General features: G+C 46.3%; 17 protein-coding genes. 11 read left to right on the top strand and 6 right to left on the bottom strand.

The annotated features are described in order from the left end of the window. From gspH to ACXAGV_RS04170, 8 genes are all read left to right on the top strand, one after another. Nucleotides 1–627 carry a type II secretion system minor pseudopilin GspH gene (gspH, locus tag ACXAGV_RS04205; RefSeq protein ID WP_474872161.1) on the top strand — a complete coding sequence of 209 codons (627 nt, stop codon included), beginning with the start codon at nt 1–3 and terminating at the stop codon, nt 625–627. After that, nucleotides 624–1,052 (top strand): type II secretion system minor pseudopilin GspI, encoded by a 429-nt coding sequence (gene gspI / locus ACXAGV_RS04200; protein ID WP_474872159.1) that lies wholly within the window; start codon nt 624–626, stop codon nt 1,050–1,052. The genes gspH and gspI overlap by 4 nt, the downstream gene beginning before the upstream one ends. 1 nt (nt 1,053) lies before the next feature. Continuing rightward, nucleotides 1,054–1,680, top strand: coding sequence for a type II secretion system minor pseudopilin GspJ (gene gspJ / locus ACXAGV_RS04195; RefSeq protein ID WP_474872157.1), 627 nt, complete (start codon nt 1,054–1,056; stop codon nt 1,678–1,680). Then, nucleotides 1,680–2,768, top strand: a complete 1,089-nt coding sequence (gspK, locus tag ACXAGV_RS04190; RefSeq protein WP_474872155.1) for a type II secretion system minor pseudopilin GspK — start codon at nt 1,680–1,682, stop codon at nt 2,766–2,768. The genes gspJ and gspK overlap by 1 nt, the downstream gene beginning before the upstream one ends. Then, the gene (gspL, locus tag ACXAGV_RS04185) at nt 2,768–3,967 is read left to right on the top strand and encodes a type II secretion system protein GspL (RefSeq protein WP_474872153.1); all 1,200 of its coding nucleotides are present in this window, start codon (nt 2,768–2,770) and stop codon (nt 3,965–3,967) included. Before gspK ends, gspL begins: the two co-directional genes overlap by 1 nt. Continuing rightward, entirely contained in the window at nt 3,964–4,443 is a 480-nt protein-coding gene (gspM, locus tag ACXAGV_RS04180; protein WP_474872151.1) for a type II secretion system protein GspM, read from the top strand. Before gspL ends, gspM begins: the two co-directional genes overlap by 4 nt. Beyond that, nucleotides 4,440–5,204, top strand: a complete 765-nt coding sequence (locus ACXAGV_RS04175) for a type II secretion system protein N (RefSeq protein WP_474872149.1) — start codon at nt 4,440–4,442, stop codon at nt 5,202–5,204. Before gspM ends, ACXAGV_RS04175 begins: the two co-directional genes overlap by 4 nt. 73 nt (nt 5,205–5,277) lie before the next feature. Continuing rightward, complete coding sequence (locus tag ACXAGV_RS04170) at nt 5,278–6,711, top strand: YdgA family protein (RefSeq protein WP_474872147.1); 1,434 nt, start codon at nt 5,278–5,280, stop codon at nt 6,709–6,711. A 210-nt stretch (nt 6,712–6,921) separates the two neighbouring features. Here ACXAGV_RS04170 and ACXAGV_RS04165 read toward each other — a convergent pair whose 3' ends face one another. The 4 genes from ACXAGV_RS04165 to yrfG form a co-directional block, all read right to left on the bottom strand. After that, complete coding sequence (locus ACXAGV_RS04165) at nt 6,922–8,013, bottom strand: MBL fold metallo-hydrolase (RefSeq protein WP_474872145.1); 1,092 nt, start codon at nt 8,011–8,013, stop codon at nt 6,922–6,924. A 189-nt stretch (nt 8,014–8,202) separates the two neighbouring features. Continuing rightward, the gene (locus ACXAGV_RS04160) at nt 8,203–9,591 is read right to left on the bottom strand and encodes an NAD-dependent succinate-semialdehyde dehydrogenase (protein WP_474872143.1); all 1,389 of its coding nucleotides are present in this window, start codon (nt 9,589–9,591) and stop codon (nt 8,203–8,205) included. Nucleotides 9,592–9,872: 281 nt separating this feature from the next. Beyond that, nucleotides 9,873–10,418 carry an inosine/xanthosine triphosphatase gene (yjjX, locus tag ACXAGV_RS04155; RefSeq protein ID WP_474829075.1) on the bottom strand — a complete coding sequence of 182 codons (546 nt, stop codon included), beginning with the start codon at nt 10,416–10,418 and terminating at the stop codon, nt 9,873–9,875. Between the two features lie 13 nt (nt 10,419–10,431). After that, entirely contained in the window at nt 10,432–11,145 is a 714-nt protein-coding gene (gene yrfG / locus ACXAGV_RS04150) for a GMP/IMP nucleotidase (protein WP_474872141.1), read from the bottom strand. Nucleotides 11,146–11,216: 71 nt separating this feature from the next. Between yrfG and nudE the strand changes: the two genes are divergently transcribed. The 3 genes from nudE (at nt 11,217) to ACXAGV_RS04135 (ending at nt 13,341) form a co-directional block, all read left to right on the top strand. Continuing rightward, nucleotides 11,217–11,780, top strand: a complete 564-nt coding sequence (nudE, locus tag ACXAGV_RS04145) for an ADP compounds hydrolase NudE (protein ID WP_014951322.1) — start codon at nt 11,217–11,219, stop codon at nt 11,778–11,780. A gap of 3 nt (nt 11,781–11,783) precedes the next feature. After that, nucleotides 11,784–12,629 (top strand): 3'(2'),5'-bisphosphate nucleotidase CysQ, encoded by an 846-nt coding sequence (cysQ, locus tag ACXAGV_RS04140; protein WP_474872139.1) that lies wholly within the window; start codon nt 11,784–11,786, stop codon nt 12,627–12,629. 127 nt (nt 12,630–12,756) lie between these two features. Beyond that, the gene (locus tag ACXAGV_RS04135; RefSeq protein ID WP_474872137.1) at nt 12,757–13,341 is read left to right on the top strand and encodes a YceI family protein; all 585 of its coding nucleotides are present in this window, start codon (nt 12,757–12,759) and stop codon (nt 13,339–13,341) included. Nucleotides 13,342–13,453: 112 nt separating this feature from the next. Here ACXAGV_RS04135 and mdoH read toward each other — a convergent pair whose 3' ends face one another. Next, nucleotides 13,454–15,454 (bottom strand): glucans biosynthesis glucosyltransferase MdoH, encoded by a 2,001-nt coding sequence (gene mdoH / locus ACXAGV_RS04130; RefSeq protein WP_474872136.1) that lies wholly within the window; start codon nt 15,452–15,454, stop codon nt 13,454–13,456. Then, nucleotides 15,435–17,060, bottom strand: a complete 1,626-nt coding sequence (locus ACXAGV_RS04125; RefSeq protein ID WP_474872135.1) for a glucan biosynthesis protein G — start codon at nt 17,058–17,060, stop codon at nt 15,435–15,437. Before ACXAGV_RS04125 ends, mdoH begins: the two co-directional genes overlap by 20 nt. Between the last annotated feature and the right edge of the window lie 82 nt (nt 17,061–17,142).

Here is a 17,142-nt window from a genome sequence, read left to right as displayed (position 1 = left end):
ATGCGCTACCGCGGCAGTACATCGGCTTGTAAAGCAGGCTTTACCTTATTAGAAGTCATGCTAGTACTGCTGCTTATGGGCTTGGCGGCGGGTTACGTTATGTTTAACGCCTTCGGCGCAAGTAAGTCAGACCTATTAAAAACCCAAGCCCAACGCTTACAGGTCATTATTGATATGGCCAGCGACTTCGCGGTATTAAATCAACAACAGCTGGGTGTACGTTTTGAAGCCGACAAAAACGAATACTACTTCGTTTACTTAGACGACGATGATGAGTGGCAGCGTATTGAAGGGGAAAAAACCTACGAGCCCTACACGTTACCCGAGCCTTTTACCTTCACCTTAAATCTAGACGACTTACCATGGGACGTTGAAGACAGGCTCTTTGACAGGGAGCTATTCGACGAGAATTTAAGTATTTCTGATGAAGGGGTTGAAATAGGTAACGAAGAAGAGAAAAAGCTGCCTCCGCCTCAAGTGCTTATAATGTCGAGTGGCGAAATTACGCCTTTTACCCTGTCGTTTAATTACGAAGGTGATGACGGTGACAACCCCGTCTATTACAGCCTGCAAAACCAAGATCTTCCGCCTTTAGTGCTTGAAGGGCCTCTGGAGAGGCCACTATGAGCGGGTCTACTATTACCACATCGACAATAAAGGTCGCTCCTACCGTGCTAAGCCAACAAAAAGGCTTGACCCTTTTGGAGGTGATGGTGGCCTTGCTTATTTTCGCACTCACCGGCACAGCAGTACTCAAAGCCGCGGGTGAGCACCTATCAAGCGTTGGCCAAATCGAGTCTGTCACTTTTGCCAACTGGGTAGCGAGCAATCGCCTTAACCAGCTTCAGCTTGATACCACTTGGCCGCCAAAAAATAATTTAAAAGGCACGATGGAGATGGCCGATCGCACGTGGTACTGGCAGCAAACGGTGACAAAAACCAACGATAACGACTTGCGATCGGTAACCGTTTCGGTGGGTGAAGACGAAAGCTACGAAAGCTCAGTGACATCGGTTACCACTTTCGTTGCTAAACCGACGGCGGGAAATTAGCATGCAGCGCGGATTCACGCTTATCGAAATACTGATTGCTATGGCCATATTCACCCTAATTGGGCTTGCATCAACAGGTCTACTTACCACAGTTATCGACAGCAATGATATTTCAGAAGAGCGTTTTGCAAAACTTCAATTATTGCAGCGTGCCATGATCACGATTGAGCGAGACCTTCAGCAAGCCGTGCCTCGTGCAGCAAGGGTTAACGGCGAAAAGCAAGATGTTGTGATGTCAGGCGGTGAAACCGACGACAGTGACGATGACGGCATTGGTTTTGTACGTGGAGGGTGGCACAACCCTCAGTTAATGTTGCCACGAAGTACCTTACAGTTTGTCGCCTATAGACTTAGAGAAAACAAACTGGAGCGCCTTTACAGCAACTATGTGGATAACGTCATCGGCTACGAGCCCAAAGTCCGTGTGCTGTTAGAGGATGTAGAAAGCTTGAAAATTGAATTTCTTGCCACCGCTAACAGCGGTTCGTTAGATGAAGACGAAGACCTGTCGTGGAGCGAGAGCTACAAAGGTACAGCACTGCCGCGCGCGGTAGCCATTGAGTTTGTCAGTAAAGACTTCGGCAACATTCGTAGGGAATTCACCTTAACCACGGGTGGATCGTCGTAATGTCAAAAATTAGAACGCGTCGTTTAAAAAACCATGAGCACCCTGAGATTGTGAAAGGTGCGCCTCAACTGTCTAGCCCACCGGCCAAACAAAAAGGTGTGGCACTGATGATTGTGCTGATGATAGTAGCCTTGGTTGCGGTATTAGCCACAGAAATGGGTACACGCTTGCAGCTTCAGGTGCAGCGTACGATGAACTTAAAAGACAACAATCAAGCCTACTGGTACGCCATGGGAGCCGAGGCCTTTGCGCGTAAGTCTATCCAGTCTTTGATAGACGAAAGCCCGAATGTGATTTCTATAGATCAGCCTTGGGCACAAGAATTCAGCTATCCTTTAGAAAACGGTGGTTTAACCGCTAACTTAGACGATTTGCAGGCGTGTTTTAATTTAAACGCGATTACGTCTGGCAGTACAGCAGGCACAGGCAGTAACAGCGGTACTGCCAGCAGTGGGACGAGTAACACCACGGAAGCCATGGACGCTTTTCACACTATGTTACTATCACTTAGCGTTGACGGACTAGACAACTACACCGCAGATACCTTACGCGACAGTCTAGCTGACTGGGTCGACGAAGATGACAGGATGCGTCCTTACGGTGCAGAAGACAGCGAATACGAGTCCAGAGAGTTTCCTTACCTTGCGGCTAACGGACCACTGGCATCAAAAAGTGAATTGCGTATTATTAACGGTGTATCACCACAATGGTTAGACGCATTACTGCCATTAGTTTGCGTGATCCCGGATTACAATGAGTTGAAAATTAACGTCAACACATTAGAAGAAGAAGATGCACCCTTACTTGCAGGCCTGACGGGCTTAGACATTCAGCAGGCCACAAGTTTGATTGGCAGTCGCCCGCAAAACGGCTGGGACGAAATCAATGATTTTTTAAGCGAGCCCTCTATTCAAGCGCTTAATTTAACAAGCACTCGACAAGATTGGTTTGCGGTAAAAACTGAATATTTTATGTTGCACACAAAAACACAGTACAACAAAGCAACTTTTAAGCTTTCCACCGTGTTTCACGTTAATGCCGATACCGGTGTTAGTATTGTGAATCGCGAGTTTGGGGGAACCTATTGATGGAACAACTTTTGGTGCGTTTAGGCGCCAACCATACAGATCCAATTAGCTGGCTCGTTTATTCGCGAACAGAAGATGAAATTATTGCGTCAGGCGAGCTGCCTAATGCCGACGCCTTATCGTCGCTTACTGAACGCGCGGGACAACGAAGTGTTATTGCCTTAGCACCTAGCAGCGAAATTTTACTCAAATGGGTTGAGCTGCCGCCTAAAGCTGGCCGCAAGATCATTTCTGCCATCCCGTTTATGCTAGAAGACGAGCTTGCCACTGACATTAGCCAGCAGTTTTTTGCGATCGGTCCTAAGCGAGGCGATGAGCAGGCCGTTGCTGTAGTTAGCCATGAAAAAATGCAACTGTGGCAGTCTTGGCTGAGCGAAGCAGGGTTATTTTGCGACACCATTATTCCTGATGTACTTGCAGTGCCGGTAACGGAAAACGGCTGGTCGGTATTAACCTTAGGTGAACAGCTACTGGTGCGCCAAGATGAATTCAAAGGAGTTCAAGGCGAACAAACTTGGTTGCTTCCTACTCTAGTGCACTTCACCGCGCAGCAAGCAGCACCTGTGACAATCACAAACTACGCAGGTATCGATTTAAGCAGTCTGCCGAATATTGAAGAAGCACAAGCACCACTTGAACTGCCTATGCAAGTTTTGGCCAAGGAAGCCATACAAAGCAGCTTTAACTTGTGCCAGGGTGAGTACAAGATAAAACGTAAACGCAGCGGTGTGCTAAGTCAGTGGCGTGTAGCCGCTGCACTCGCTGTACTCGCACTGTGTACCAGTTTAGTAGATAAAGGCGTTACTCTTTATCAACTAAAGGCGCAAAATCAAGCGCTTAGCAGTGAAATAAGTAGCGCGGTGAAAACTGGCTTCCCCAATATTGGTACTTATCGTAACGTGCGGTTAAAGCTACAAAGTGAACTGGCTAAGCTAGAACAAGGCGGAGGCAGTGCTTCCATGCTTATTATGCTAGATCAGCTCGCTCCGGCTTTTTCAGCCACCGACGTTAAGCCTCAAACATTGCGCTTTGACGCCACCCGAACTGAAATTCGCATTCAGGCGCAGGGTAAGAACTTCGAAGCGCTAGAGCAGTTTAAACGCACGGCAGAAAGCGCAGGCTTTGTTGTAGAACAAGGCGCTATTAATAACAGAGACAACGGTGTTGTGGGGACAGTGTCAGTAAGGAGTACCCTATGAACGCATTTTTAGAAAAGTACAAAGCGCTTACTGAGCGGGAGCAAAAGCTGGTTCTCATATCAGCTGTACTTTTGGTAATTGCCTTGTTTTATTTCGCCGTTTGGTCGCCGCTTAATTCTGCGTTGGACAAGCAAAAGCAACTTCTCGACAATCAGCAATCACTGTTGGTTTGGGTGAAAGACAGTGCAGCAAGAGCGCAGCAATTACGCCGCAGCAGCGGTGGAAAGCGTGCATTTTCTGGTTCTTTGCCGCAAGCGGTAAACCGCACTACTGCCCAGCACGATATTGCTATATCTCGGATGCAGCCACAGGGCGACGAGCTTCAAGTATGGGTTGATCAAGCGCCATTTAACAATGTGTTAGACTGGCTAAAAGCCATGGAAAACATGGGGGTAGTCATTCTTCAAGCAGACATAGCCGAAGCCGATGCACCGGGCTATATCAAAATTCGCCGATTACAATTAGGTAAAGCATGAAGTCGAAAGTTAGTTGGATCATAGGCGGCGTTATTGCCTTTTTATTGTTTGCCATTGCCTACATGCCTGCAATTCACGTTGTTGGCCGCATTACATTACCTAACAATGTAGCCGTTAGCGGTGTTAGCGGCACTCTGTTTTCAGGAAAGGCTCAAATGGTGGTGGTTAATGGCTTGCCTATCAATAACGTAAAGTGGGAGTTAAGCCCGTTACACATGTTGATTGGGAACATTAAATTAGACCTAAAAGCAGGAAATATTCGCGATAAAAATGACATTGCCTTTGAAGGCCCTATCACTACCGGGATTTTCAGCCAAGATACAATTAATACCGAGAACTTTACGCTGTACCTGCCTGTAGATAGAGTGCTTGCACAGGTGCGCCTACCGCTACCGGTGAACGCAGGCGGCCGCTTTAAAGTGTCGCTGAATGAGTTAACGTTCGGCCCAATGTGCCAATCATTAGACGGCACGGGCGATTGGCTAAACGCAACGGTTGCTGGTACCCAAGGCCCTATCGATTTTGGCACTTACTCGGCGAAGCTGCGTTGTGAGGGCGATAACATAGGTATACTAGTAAGCGAGCCAAACTTACTAAGCTTATCTATGGATGCGGTTATTCCTACTACGATGAAAAATATTCGTGTAAGTGGTAAATTCAAACCGGATAGCAGCTTACCGCAAGAAGTCCACCAGGCTGCACGCTTGTTTGGTACGCCTGATAATAGCGGCTACATTGGGTTTCAGATTCCTCGAACCTAACTCGTCTAGGCCGAGAGCCTATCGCGGCCTAGACCTAATATAATTGGATTATTTCTAAACAAAGGATTGTACAATGAACAAACCTCTTTTAGCTGGCGCTGGTGTTACTTTGATTGCACTTGGCGTTGCCCCTTATTTTATTGGTACTAGCGTTCAAGAAAATGTTAACGCTGCAGTAAACGAAATTAACGAACAGGCTGTGTATTCAGCCGAAATCCTTTCGTACGACAAAGACTGGTTCTCAACGAAAGCAGAAGTCAAACTCGCTATCGATTTCAAAGCGCTTTTGAATGCGCAAAATGTCGACCAATCTGAAACGCCACTAGAAGAAAACCCTAACATAACTGCTAAGCTGGTTGCTCATCATGGCCCTGTTTACTTCGGTGACGGTGTAGGAGTAGGTCGCGTTCACTACACAGTATTTATTGATGGGGATGAACTAAGAGAATACGTTCAATGGGACGGTCAACAGCCAATCTATAGCAATGAAGGCGTTGTTGGCCTACTTGGCAATTTAAGCTACGAAGACGTAATTCCGGCCCTTAGCGCAACCAACGAGGAAGAAGGTTTTACGATGCTTTTCTCAGGTTATGCCGGTAAAGCTATTCCCGAGGGCGACCAGACCCTTTATACCTCATCGGGTGAATCACTTAGCATAAACGCTGATGCCGTGTCGATAAAGATGTCTAACCTCTCTATGGATGTAACTTACGATGGCAGCATGGTAGAGGCGTTTAAAGGCGAACTGTTTGAATCGAAAGTTAAAGCACTTATCGAAACTATGGAAATTACCGGTCTTGAAGCGCGAGAAACAGTACAGCTAGACAATATTGCGCTAATGACAGACACTGAAATTGATGAAGACAGCAATACCGCGAATGTTTACGTGGAGTACGCCATTGAGAAGGTGGCAGGGCCCGAGTTAGAGGCTTCTGATATGGTTTTAGGCGTCGCCATAAACAACTTAGACGTAGACTTCATTAAGGCTTATCAAGACTTTAGCAATACATCTCTGATGATCCCTTCAGAAGAAGTGCCGGCCAAGATGATGGAATTTATTGAGGCGAACCTGCTTACCCAGCTAAAAGCAGAGCCTGAACTTAACATAACGAAGCTTAAAGCAACATTGCCCGAGGGTTCATTTAATGCACACGCGAACACTAAGCTAGTTGGCATTGATGCGCTGCCGGGCACAATGGAAGATGTGGCTTACTGGGTAACCCATTTGCTGGCCGATGCACAGATAACGGCCGACAAAGCCTTTGCGCAAAGCGTTGCGTCTGGTTACATGATGGGGCAATTAATGGCAACACCGCAGGCGCAAAACATGACGGCAGAAGAACTTGAAGCCGCAGTAGAGCAGCAAACACCGATGATATTAAACACTTTTGCTCAGCAGGGCTTGATAAAAGAAACCGAGCAAGGTTATGAGGCAAAATTAGAGCTTAAAGACGGCAAAGCCAGTGTAAATGGTACGCCTATTCCATTGCCTTTTGCGCCCCAATAAGATGTTTAGAAGTAACTAAAAAAGCGCCAGCAAAGTACAGTTAACATTAGGCGCTATTAGCGGCAAATGCTGACAATACCCAGTCAGAATTAAAAATGCAGAGCCTAATGCTCTGCATTTTTTCATTACTTCACCTTTACCACGTTCAACCCTGCTAACTCCCCTCTTGACATAGACTGACCAGTCTTACGTTTCCACTTAAAACCGTACCTAGCTCTCATCAAAAAGCATGATATTCATCAATTCTTGCGCAGCATAAACACGCCCCTCAGCCACAACCGTAATAGCCTCCGTAAGCGCATCTAGCCCCGGCTCGCTGCGTTTCATAATATGAGATAGCAAAATGCGTTTTGCTTTAGATTGCGCGGCGATATCGATTATTTGTGTCGGTGTCATATGCAGATTCTTCGCGACGCGCCCCGCGTTATCGTCAATTGCGTTGTGCAGTACTAAAAGGTCAGCGTTTTTAGCGAAGCGAGCAAGGTTTCCCTGTTCATCATTAGTATCACCAGAAAATACCGCTACACATCCGTTAGCCTTAACTTTCCACGCGAGTGTGAGGATCGGCCCGTGATTCACCGACATCGCTTCAACACTAATGACACTATTCACATCATATTCAAAAGGTTTCTCTAATGTGGCGTCTCCAACGCTTTTTGCCGATATGGTGTAGTCGTCTTGGCCATCGATAGTGTAAGAAGACAGATATTTAAATGCGCCCTCCTCGCCAATTAGCGATGAGAGATAAGCGTTGGTCGAGGGCATGGCGTCATTACCATTAGGCCCTATTACCCATAAATTTTTCTCGCGGTTAGTGAAATAACCACCTTTTACGAAACTCGGCAAATCGGCACTGTGGTCAGTATGTAAGTGAGAAAGCAAAATCACATCAAGGGATTCAAATGACGCACCGGCTGCGCCAAACTGAACACTGCTGCCGCTGCCAGCATCTACCAAAACACGTGCTTTGTTATCAACCCAGACCAAATAGGCGCTCGACGTTCTTCCGTCATCCAATTCCGGCCCCCCTGAACCTAGCACCTGAACAGACACGTTCTGGCAGCCCATAAATGCCTTACTCTCACCAGCACTTTCTTCTGAAATCGACGGTTGAGGAAATGATGGAGACGATGTTTGCATAAAAGGCGCCGATGAGGCTGGCGCTATTGCCAAGAACAAGAAAATAGACGTCGTTGAAAGCAAACTCACCCACGCAGAGCGCAGTTTACCTTGTTCCTTTGTGTGCACCTTTTGCACTGTGCCCTTGCTTATAATACTTAACTGCCTGTGTAAGACTTTCATCGCCGTCATCCTAAACCATTACTTATATTTTTATACCTTCATATCAAGATAAAAGACCGAACGGTGGCGTAAAAATATTCAGGGAAACTGAAACGCGTCAAAGAGCGTGTTGATAGTAAAACGAAGATATAAAAAAACGGGCACGTCGCACGTGCCCGTTTCAATACAATGATGATAAATATCTAGTAATTACTCAGCAGCACTTTCAGCTACCATAATGGTTTTGATATTCACAAATTCGCGCATACCATAACCACCGTGTTCACGGCCGTAACCACTATCTTTTACACCACCAAAAGGCAGGTTTGGCTGTGCTAGTGAATAACCGTTAATGTTCACCATACCAGTGTCGAATTCATCTTTCGCCAGTGCAATAGCTTTATCAGTATCTGTACTAAAAATGCCGCCGCCTAAACCATAGCGTGAGTCGTTTGCGACTTCCATTGCCTGCTTGTCGTCACGGGCCCGGATTAATGATGCGACAGGACCAAATAACTCATCGTCGTAGGCAGGCATGCCAGGCGATACATTCTCAAGGACAGTTACTGGATAGAAGTAACCATCAGAATCTGGAACTTCTCCACCGAGAGATAGCGTAGCGCCGTTTTCGATCGATTTTTTCACTTGGTCGTGCAGTTCATCCCGTAAGTCTTCTCTTGCCATGGGGCCAAGGTCGGTATTTTCATTCGTTGGGTCTCCCACTTTAAGCTTCTTACACTGCGCCACGAACTTATCTCTAAATTCTTCATAAACGCTGTCGACAATAACAAAGCGTTTAGCGGCTACGCAGGTTTCGCCGTTATTAATAACGCGCCCTTGAATACACATCTCTACGGCGTGATCGATATCGGCATCTTCTAACACCAAAAAGGCGTCATTACTGCCAAGCTCCATCACGGTTTTCTTCGATAAACTCGCAGCCTCTTTCGCAACTTGCTTACCTACTTCGTCGCTTCCTGTAAAGGTGACGCCACGCACATATTTGTGTTTAATTAAATCACTGGCCGTACCGCCATCAATAAGTAGAGACTGATACACATTTTTTGGAAAACCAGCGTCTTCATACATTTGCTGGATAGCTTGTGCCATACCAAACACGTTTTTTGCGTGCTTCAGCACTGTAGTATTACCCGCCATAATATTCGATACGCTGTAGCGGATAACCTGGTAAAGAGGAAAATTCCAAGGCTGAATGCCCAGAATAACGCCGATAGGTTGATAAGTAATGATGGCACGGCCACCCTCGAAAATGCGATGCTCGTCTTCAAGAATTGAAGCGCCATGCTCGGCCGTGTAGCGGCATATTTCAGCGCAAAGCTGCACCTCTTGCTTACCTTGTGCGGTCACTTTTCCCATTTCACGAGTCATGAGGCTAGCAAGATCGTCAATGCGCTCTTCCATTAAATCCGCAAGGTTATTGAATAAATCTGCGCGGGTTTCAAATGATGTACGACGCCAGTTCAAATACGCTTCTTGTGAGCGGGTTACCGCTTGCTCGGCGTCCTCAGCTGACATCAAATGATAATGATCAATCTTTTCACCAGTAGCAGGGTTGTAGGTATTAACTGTCTCACTCATTGTCACTCTCCTTAATCCGTTTGTTTAAGAGAAGGTGCAACTAGAAAGCCAAATTGCAAAAAACTTTTTTTAGCAATATATTCAGTCACATATAGCAACTCCATAGCAAGAATGGAGTCTGAGAGTACAACTAGAATTAGAAAAGATTACCTATCGCAGTAAAGATTTCAGGGCGAGCGTTGCGATCGTCTTATTCAATTTCCTAAGCGAAAACGCTCTTGTGGCACTCTGTTGAAATAACGGAATGAAGTGCTTCGCTGCGCACCAAAGACTGTCTCAACTTAGTCAGTATATAAGTCAGGAAAATGAAACTTCGCCATAGCAAGGGTCAGCGCCACTTCGTAAACACTTTGACGCGAAGCGTGATTTAAAGTCAGTAACCCTATAGCACCGCCTTTTTGTTTTATATTAACGGTATCGAAAAGCTTGTCCATAACCGGCCCTAGCTCTTCGCCACGCTGTAATGCTTGATACACGCTTACAGGCAAAGGCAAACTCGCACTTCGTGTTACCGACCAGTGACCTTCGTGGTAAATCGCCACATAGGCAAATGTAGCAGGGCCATCTTCAAAAACATCCACCCCCCCTTCAATTGCCACATACCAAGAGTCTGTGAGTCCACCTTGATGATGAGCGAGCATGGCCTTCACGCGATTAATGGCGCCTAAGCGCGTTTCGTCCTCATTCATTGGCTGGTCGGGTACGCCGCTTGGCACAGCCATACCTTGGGCGTCAAAGTCGTGCTCTAGCGTGTCAGAGAGTGTGTTCAGCGCAGCATTTATTTTTACCGGATTAAGCGACCCTACATAAATTGTGTCAGAAACCATTTGCTTTCATCCTTTAAAAACGTTTTTTCAAAGCAGTATCAACTGAATTCTGCTTTATGTCTTCTAGCATTAAACGGTAATCGCGCACCGCTGGAAACTCACTAATATTGCGATTTGGCAAGGTGCTGTCGGGGTTATCGACAGCAAGTAAATGTTTAATACCGTATGTCTTTGCCGCATTTAGAATTGGCAGTGAGTCATCGACAAATAAAGTGCGATGGGCATCGAACTTTACCCGTGCCTGTAATCTTTCCCATAGCAACTGAGACTCTTTGGTTACGCCGAACTCATGGGTAGAGATGAGGTTGTCGATATGTGCGTCGAGCTGAGTATGTTCTACCTTAAGCGCCAAACTGTTTGGGTGGGCGTTGGTCACCAATACCACCTGCCTGCCTGAGTCATGAAGCGCATCAAGGAAAGGAATAGTATCGTCGCGAAGGGCTAACAAGTGCGCCAACTCTCGCTTCAGCGGCATAAGCTCATTTTCTAAGTCCATTGCAAGAGTTTCAGCCCAGTAGTCTAAGCAGTACCATTGAATTTGCCCGAATACTGACTCATATCGCGCAGTCATTTCACGTTGACTCTGCGCCTCTGATATTCCCCTTATTTCCGCCAATCGTTTAGGCAAATGATGTAGCCAGAACTGGTTGTCGTAATGAAGGTCTAACAGGGTACCGTCCATATCTAGCAGTACAGTTTCTATTTCATTCCAGGGCAGAAAGGGCAAGCGATTTTCCTTATAATGAAGTAAGCTAAGAAATTGTATACAAGTATGATAACAAAGTTGTAGCGATAGACATGCCAAAAATTGATCCGAACAAACCGTTACCACAAATTCATTCTCGTGAAATCGTTGCGCAAAGCAAACTCTTTAGGGTAGAGCGCTTAGACCTTGAGTTTTCAAACGGCGCCACCCGTGAGTTCGAGCGGATGGCTGGTGGAAATAGGGGCGCGGTAATGATAGTGCCCATGCTTGATGAAAACACCATGGTGTTAATTCGCGAATATGCTGCCGGCACTCATTCGTATCAACTAGGCTTCCCTAAAGGTTTAATAGACCCTGGTGAAACTGCCATTGAAGCGGCTAATCGCGAACTACAAGAAGAGGCTGGCTTCGCGGCCAATGATCTTGTTGAGCTTCATAAGGTCAGCATGGCGCCCACTTTCTTTAACGCCAATATGACCATTGTTTTGGCTCGCGACTTGTATCCTAAGCAACTTGAAGGCGACGAACCCGAGCCTCTTGAGGTGATTCACTGGCCTTTAGATGAAGCAGATGCTTTACTTGCACGAGAAGACTTTGTTGAAGCACGCTGCATAGCCGCGCTGTTTTTAGCTCAAAAGTGGTTTAAGGAACAATAAACAATGCCCGATGACGCCCATGCCGACCTACTAGAACTTGCGAAAGAAATTGCCATCGAAGCCGGTGAAGCCGTATTAGACGTGTATGATAAAGGGGAATTTGACGCTTATCAAAAAGACGATGAGTCTCCCGTTACCAGCGCAGATTATTTGGCAAATGATATCATCAACAAACGCTTGCAAGCCGCGACGCCTGATATCCCTATCCTCTCAGAAGAAAACAAACACGCAAGTTTAGAAGAGCGAAAGCATTGGCCCAGATACTGGCTAATCGATCCCATCGACGGCACTCAAGAGTTCATCGCTAGAAGTGGTGACTTTGCGGTTAACATTGCCCTAATTGAGAACAATGAACCTACCATAGGCGTTATCTTCTGGCCTCCTGGGCAATCGTTGTATTATGCGCAAAAGGGGAAAGGGGCATTCAAGTCTTCACCTGATGGCGATCATCCCATTAGCGTACGCAAGCTAGACGATCCTAAAAACAGTGTGGTGATGATTGCAATAAGCCGTCGCCAGTCAAGAGAAAAAGTGCTTAGCAGGATGTGCGCTAAGCGCGTTTATCACACTCTTCCCTTGGGAAGCTGTTCACTAAAAGCCTGCTTTATTGCCGAAGGAAAAGCTGACGTTTTCATGCGCATAGGTATTACTGGTGAATGGGACACGGGCGCATCTCAATGCATTGTTTCTGAAGCTGGCGGGAGTATAGCAGCGGCCAACTTCGAGCCACTTACCTACAATCAGCGTCATTCGCTAGAGAACCCAGATTTTGTGGTAATGGGCGATCAAAGGGTGCCATGGCAAGACGTAGTCCAGTATGATGACTTCGTAAACCCACATCAGCACTAGCGCGTATTATTTCTTTAGCGCAGTGCAATAAACCTACGTATAATAGCGTAGTAATGATGCTGGGCCACATTACTCTGGTATTGGTTAAATCAAGCCAGATGGAACCAAAAAGTAAAAGGAGTAACCTATGATGACTACACGTATTCGCACGTTATCTGCAGCACTGCTCGCATGTGGGCTAGCACTTCCTGCCGCAGCCGACTGGTCAATAGACGGCGAGACAAGTGCACTACACTTCTTATCAACTAAGAATGCACAAGTCACTGAAGTACATAAGTTTGATAGCTTTGATGGTACGCTGTCTGACAGTGGCAAACTTAACGTGGCGGTGGACTTATCGTCAGTAAATACAGCCATTGATATTCGCAACAAGCGAATGCAAGAGATGCTGTTCAACGTGAGCGAATTTGCACAAGCAACGTTTGAAGCCAAGTTACCTGAGTCGATGACAAACCTGAAAGCGGGTCAAGTCGTTAACGGTAAAGTAGACGGTATGTTGATGTTGCACGGGAAAGCCGTTCCTACGTCATTTTCTGTTAAGGCGAGTAGAGTAGACGAGGATACGCTAACTGTATCGACTACTGCTCCTACGCTTATTAAAGCAGAGTCTTTTGGGCTTGCTGAAGGCGTAGCTGCGCTACAAAAAATTGCAGGGCTAAAGAGTATAACGACGACAGTCCCGGTGACGTTTTCTGTTACCTTTACGCAATAGAATACTGCTATTGCTAGCGTCTATTGATAAGAGCTAGGCGATGGTAAGAAAATAAGAAGCATTAAAAAACCGCACGAAAATGTGCGGTTTTTTTGGTTTAAAGAGCTTCTCTCTAAGACTGATGTAGCCTGTTAGGAAGTCTATAACGCATAGGCAGCGGTTTTTCACTAAGCACTTGCTCTGGCATGCTCTGCCACGCGTTATCGGGGAGCGCAGGTACTTCTGCCTTATATTGAGAGACAGTGAAATATCCCATAGCGACACGTAAACGCTTAAGAGCTTTACACTCATTCACTTCCTGATCGATAACAAACACTCCCCACTTGCGCATCGCCAAGCCGAACTTATCACTGCTTGTAAGGCGAATAACCGGTGCCGCTAATACCATGCCTACCAATACAGGTAATAACCACATAAATAACGACGGGGTGAAATAAAAGGTAGTGACGCCCCACGCTACCGCTAAGCAGCTCATAATCTGCGTGTGTTTGATTGCAACGGTCCAGGGTACTTTGCGACCTTCACGCTCTTGTGCTTCCCATTTAACTGAGTGACCGATAAAAACACTGATCACAAAATAGCTGTGGTAGAACATCATCAGCGGCGCAATTAGTACAGCCATGGCTAATTCAATTGCCGCGCCTTTTAGTAAAGACCACGCCCCACCAAACTCTTCACGACGTTTCATTAAAGCCAAGGAAATACCTAAAAGCTTAGGTAAGAATAGTAAGGCGGCGGTACCCCACATGGTTACCATCATCATGTCCTGACGGGCTACCTGCCAACTGGGGAAAAGCTGATACTCAGATACGAAGAACTCTGGCACCGACGTTGCGCGAATTAATGCATCTGCGGTACCTAGCGCCAACATACCAAACAGTATTAGTGAAGAAATGTACGCAAACGCACCAAATAGGAAATGAAGGCGGTTTGCCATTTTGAGACCTTTTACCTTCAAAAGCCCTAAATGCTGTATGTTGCCCTGCACCCAACGGCGGTCGCGAATGGCGTAGTCAACAATGTTACTTGGCACTTCTTCATAGCTACCCGTAGTGTCGGTAAGCAAATAAGCCTGCCAACCTGCACGGCGCAGTAGCGCTGCTTCGACAAAGTCGTGGCTCAGTATTTCGCCACCAAAAGGTGCACGACCTTCAAGAGTGGGAAGTCCGCAATGCTGCATGAAAGGGGCAATCCGAATAATGGCATTGTGCCCCCAATAATTCGCACTGTCTGTCTGCCAAAACGATAAACCTGTTGCCAACATTGGGCTGTAAAGATGAGCGGCAAACTGCACGAAGCGACCAAAGAAGGTGTTTTGACGCACTGGCATAGGAATAGTCTGCACTAAGGCCGTATCAGGGTTTTGCTCAATACGGCGGGCCAGGTCCTGCATACGCTCTTTGGTCATTACGCTGTCGGCATCTAATACAATCATCGACTCGTAATTTGCCCCCCAGCGTTCACAAAACTCCTTGAGGTTACCCACTTTTCTGTGGAGGTTTTGCTCGCGACGGCGGTAAAATACTTGGCTAGAGAATGCACCCAAACGCTTTTTCAATCGAGTAAAAGCGCGTAGTTCAGCATCCGCTTTTTCCATATCACGGGTGTCGCTGAGCATATAGAAATCGAAATTCGAACTGTTTTCGCTTTCCATCAACTCGCGAATACAGGCTTCGAACCCCACCATAATACGGCGGGTATCTTCGTTATAAACCGGCATGACTACAGCGTGTTTTTGCTTTAACGGCGACGAAGCATCGGGCTTTACTAGGTTTCTGCGTAAACTCAGTGGATCTATATTGAAAAGCTGTAAAAAGAAACCAATGATACCCGTCCAAAACGCCATGCACAGCCAAGCGAATAGGGTCAAACCCAAGCCTAACTGCGCAATTTCTAAATTCGTAAGGCCGTTCGGTAAAAATATCTCGTATAAGCTCCAACCGGCCAATGCCGTGCTTGGAATCACTAGCATTGCCATGATAAACAAACGCATATGCTCTCCTTTTAAGATGAAGTGTGAAGCACGTGCAGTGCTGTCACGTTTAACCTGAGGCACGGCTTTAGCCTCGTTCGATACTGATGTTTGAGGACGATTATTTTGGCTGGTAGACATAATTCCAAACCTCACTTACACGTTTACCGTCTTTTTCAATGTAAGCGCGCATATCTACCGTTTGCTTTTCTTTCGGCTTAACAAAAAAGGAAGCACGCCACTCTTGTCCGTCGGCTACAGGATAAAGGCGCTGTTGGGAAATCGTTCCGTTGGTGCCCTGCACAACAAGCTTCATAGTTTCATTGTCAAAAGAAATGGCAGAAGGAGCACTGAAGTCCACATTGAACTGGCGGGTAGTGTTCAAGCTATCATCTTTAAATTCATCGCCTGGTAACACGGCCTTTCCCTGACGGGTACGCACAACAGACGCTAATTCGCTTACAAAAGGGTTTTGCTCTACCGTCTTAAGGTCGTAAGAGAAGTACAGGGACTCACCGGATTTGAATGGCTTTTCAGGTGTCCAGAAAGCCACGATATTGTCATGGATTTCAGACTTAGTTGGAATTTCCACGACCTCCAATCGACCTTTCTCAAAGCCGGCTTCTGGGGTAACCCATAGCCCAGGACGAATATGATAGTTGGCCTCAGCATCAAGGTAGTTACCCCACTCGCCGTCGCGTTGAAGCATGCCAAAGCCTTTGGGATTTGTATCGCTAAGTGACGTTACTTGAAGGCGTGCTGGGTTAGTCAGCGGACGCCAAATCTCTTCACCCGCATGAGTTACCATTAGCACACCATCACTGTCGTGCACTTCTGGGCGATAATCGTCATGACGCTTTTCTGTGTTCTCGCCATACAAAAACATACTGGTAAATGGCGCAATACCTAGCTTATTCACGTCGTCGCGAGCAAATAACCAGCTTTCCACTTTTACGCTGGTATCAATATCAGGCTGGATAACGAACTTATAAGCGCCAGCCACCGAAGGGCTTTCTAGGCGAGCATAAATAGTAATTGGTTTGCCTTCACCAGGCTCGATAACCCAGAACTCTGTGAAGTGAGGGAACTCTTCACCTTTTGCTAACGCGGTATCAATTGCCAAACCGCGTGCTGAAATACCATAAACTTGATTTTTACCTACCAAACGAAAATATGATGCACCCAGGAATACAGCAAATTCATCTTTGTACTCTTCGTTCTTGATAGGATAGTGAACGCGAAATCCAGCAAACCCTGACTTTTCATCCGTTAACCCAGCTAATCCCGACGCAGTCCCGTCATAGTTGAACATGTCGCTGTTAAACGCTAAACGTTCAGGCTTGTTGCTTTCGCCAATAGTGTGAATGGTAACGGGGTATTCGTATAGAAAACCTGGATGAAAAAACTGAAGTTCGTAGTCGTTCTCACCGTGCCAAAGACTTTGCTCAGGCTTAAAACGAATAGAACGATAAGTGGTGTAATCAATCTCTTTTAATTTGCTGTTTAGTCCGTGATCGTCTTGTTCATAGCTTTCTGTTGCTGATTTGCGAGCAGCATCAATAATAGATTGAAGAACGGGTGATGCTTTTAGAGGCTGATTGGTATCATTAACCTCGACAGCGCCTGCTTGTTGAAATGCAAATAGGGCAATAACGCTTGTCATTGCTAAAAGAATGCGCGACAGCTTTCGGTGCTGGAACGCATTAGTTTGTAAATCTTTTCCGAAAATTGAAACTGGCTTAGCCATTTGTCCTCTCCTTATGAAAACAATGGTTATCCAGATGGCCATCAATCTCTTAGCGTTATCGCTTAGCTATACATAGCGAGCA

The sequence above is a fragment of the Alteromonas sp. ABH4_453 genome, assembly GCF_056160665.1.
Note: the sequence above shows the minus strand (reverse complement) of the source record. Positions and strands in the feature narration are given on the sequence as shown.

Coding starts and splice junctions, on each gene's coding strand:
- gspH (WP_474872161.1), top strand. CDS start 1: ATGCGCTACCGCGGCAGTACATCGGCTTGTAAAGCAGGCTTTACCTTA.
- gspM (WP_474872151.1), top strand. CDS start 3,964: ATGAACGCATTTTTAGAAAAGTACAAAGCGCTTACTGAGCGGGAGCAA.
- ACXAGV_RS04135 (WP_474872137.1), top strand. CDS start 12,757: ATGATGACTACACGTATTCGCACGTTATCTGCAGCACTGCTCGCATGT.
- ACXAGV_RS04175 (WP_474872149.1), top strand. CDS start 4,440: ATGAAGTCGAAAGTTAGTTGGATCATAGGCGGCGTTATTGCCTTTTTA.
- gspI (WP_474872159.1), top strand. CDS start 624: ATGAGCGGGTCTACTATTACCACATCGACAATAAAGGTCGCTCCTACC.
- ACXAGV_RS04125 (WP_474872135.1), bottom strand. CDS start 17,060: ATGGCTAAGCCAGTTTCAATTTTCGGAAAAGATTTACAAACTAATGCG.
- gspL (WP_474872153.1), top strand. CDS start 2,768: ATGGAACAACTTTTGGTGCGTTTAGGCGCCAACCATACAGATCCAATT.
- yjjX (WP_474829075.1), bottom strand. CDS start 10,418: ATGGTTTCTGACACAATTTATGTAGGGTCGCTTAATCCGGTAAAAATA.
- ACXAGV_RS04160 (WP_474872143.1), bottom strand. CDS start 9,591: ATGAGTGAGACAGTTAATACCTACAACCCTGCTACTGGTGAAAAGATT.
- mdoH (WP_474872136.1), bottom strand. CDS start 15,454: ATGTCTACCAGCCAAAATAATCGTCCTCAAACATCAGTATCGAACGAG.
- gspK (WP_474872155.1), top strand. CDS start 1,680: ATGTCAAAAATTAGAACGCGTCGTTTAAAAAACCATGAGCACCCTGAG.
- ACXAGV_RS04165 (WP_474872145.1), bottom strand. CDS start 8,013: ATGAAAGTCTTACACAGGCAGTTAAGTATTATAAGCAAGGGCACAGTG.
- cysQ (WP_474872139.1), top strand. CDS start 11,784: ATGCCCGATGACGCCCATGCCGACCTACTAGAACTTGCGAAAGAAATT.
- gspJ (WP_474872157.1), top strand. CDS start 1,054: ATGCAGCGCGGATTCACGCTTATCGAAATACTGATTGCTATGGCCATA.
- ACXAGV_RS04170 (WP_474872147.1), top strand. CDS start 5,278: ATGAACAAACCTCTTTTAGCTGGCGCTGGTGTTACTTTGATTGCACTT.
- nudE (WP_014951322.1), top strand. CDS start 11,217: ATGCCAAAAATTGATCCGAACAAACCGTTACCACAAATTCATTCTCGT.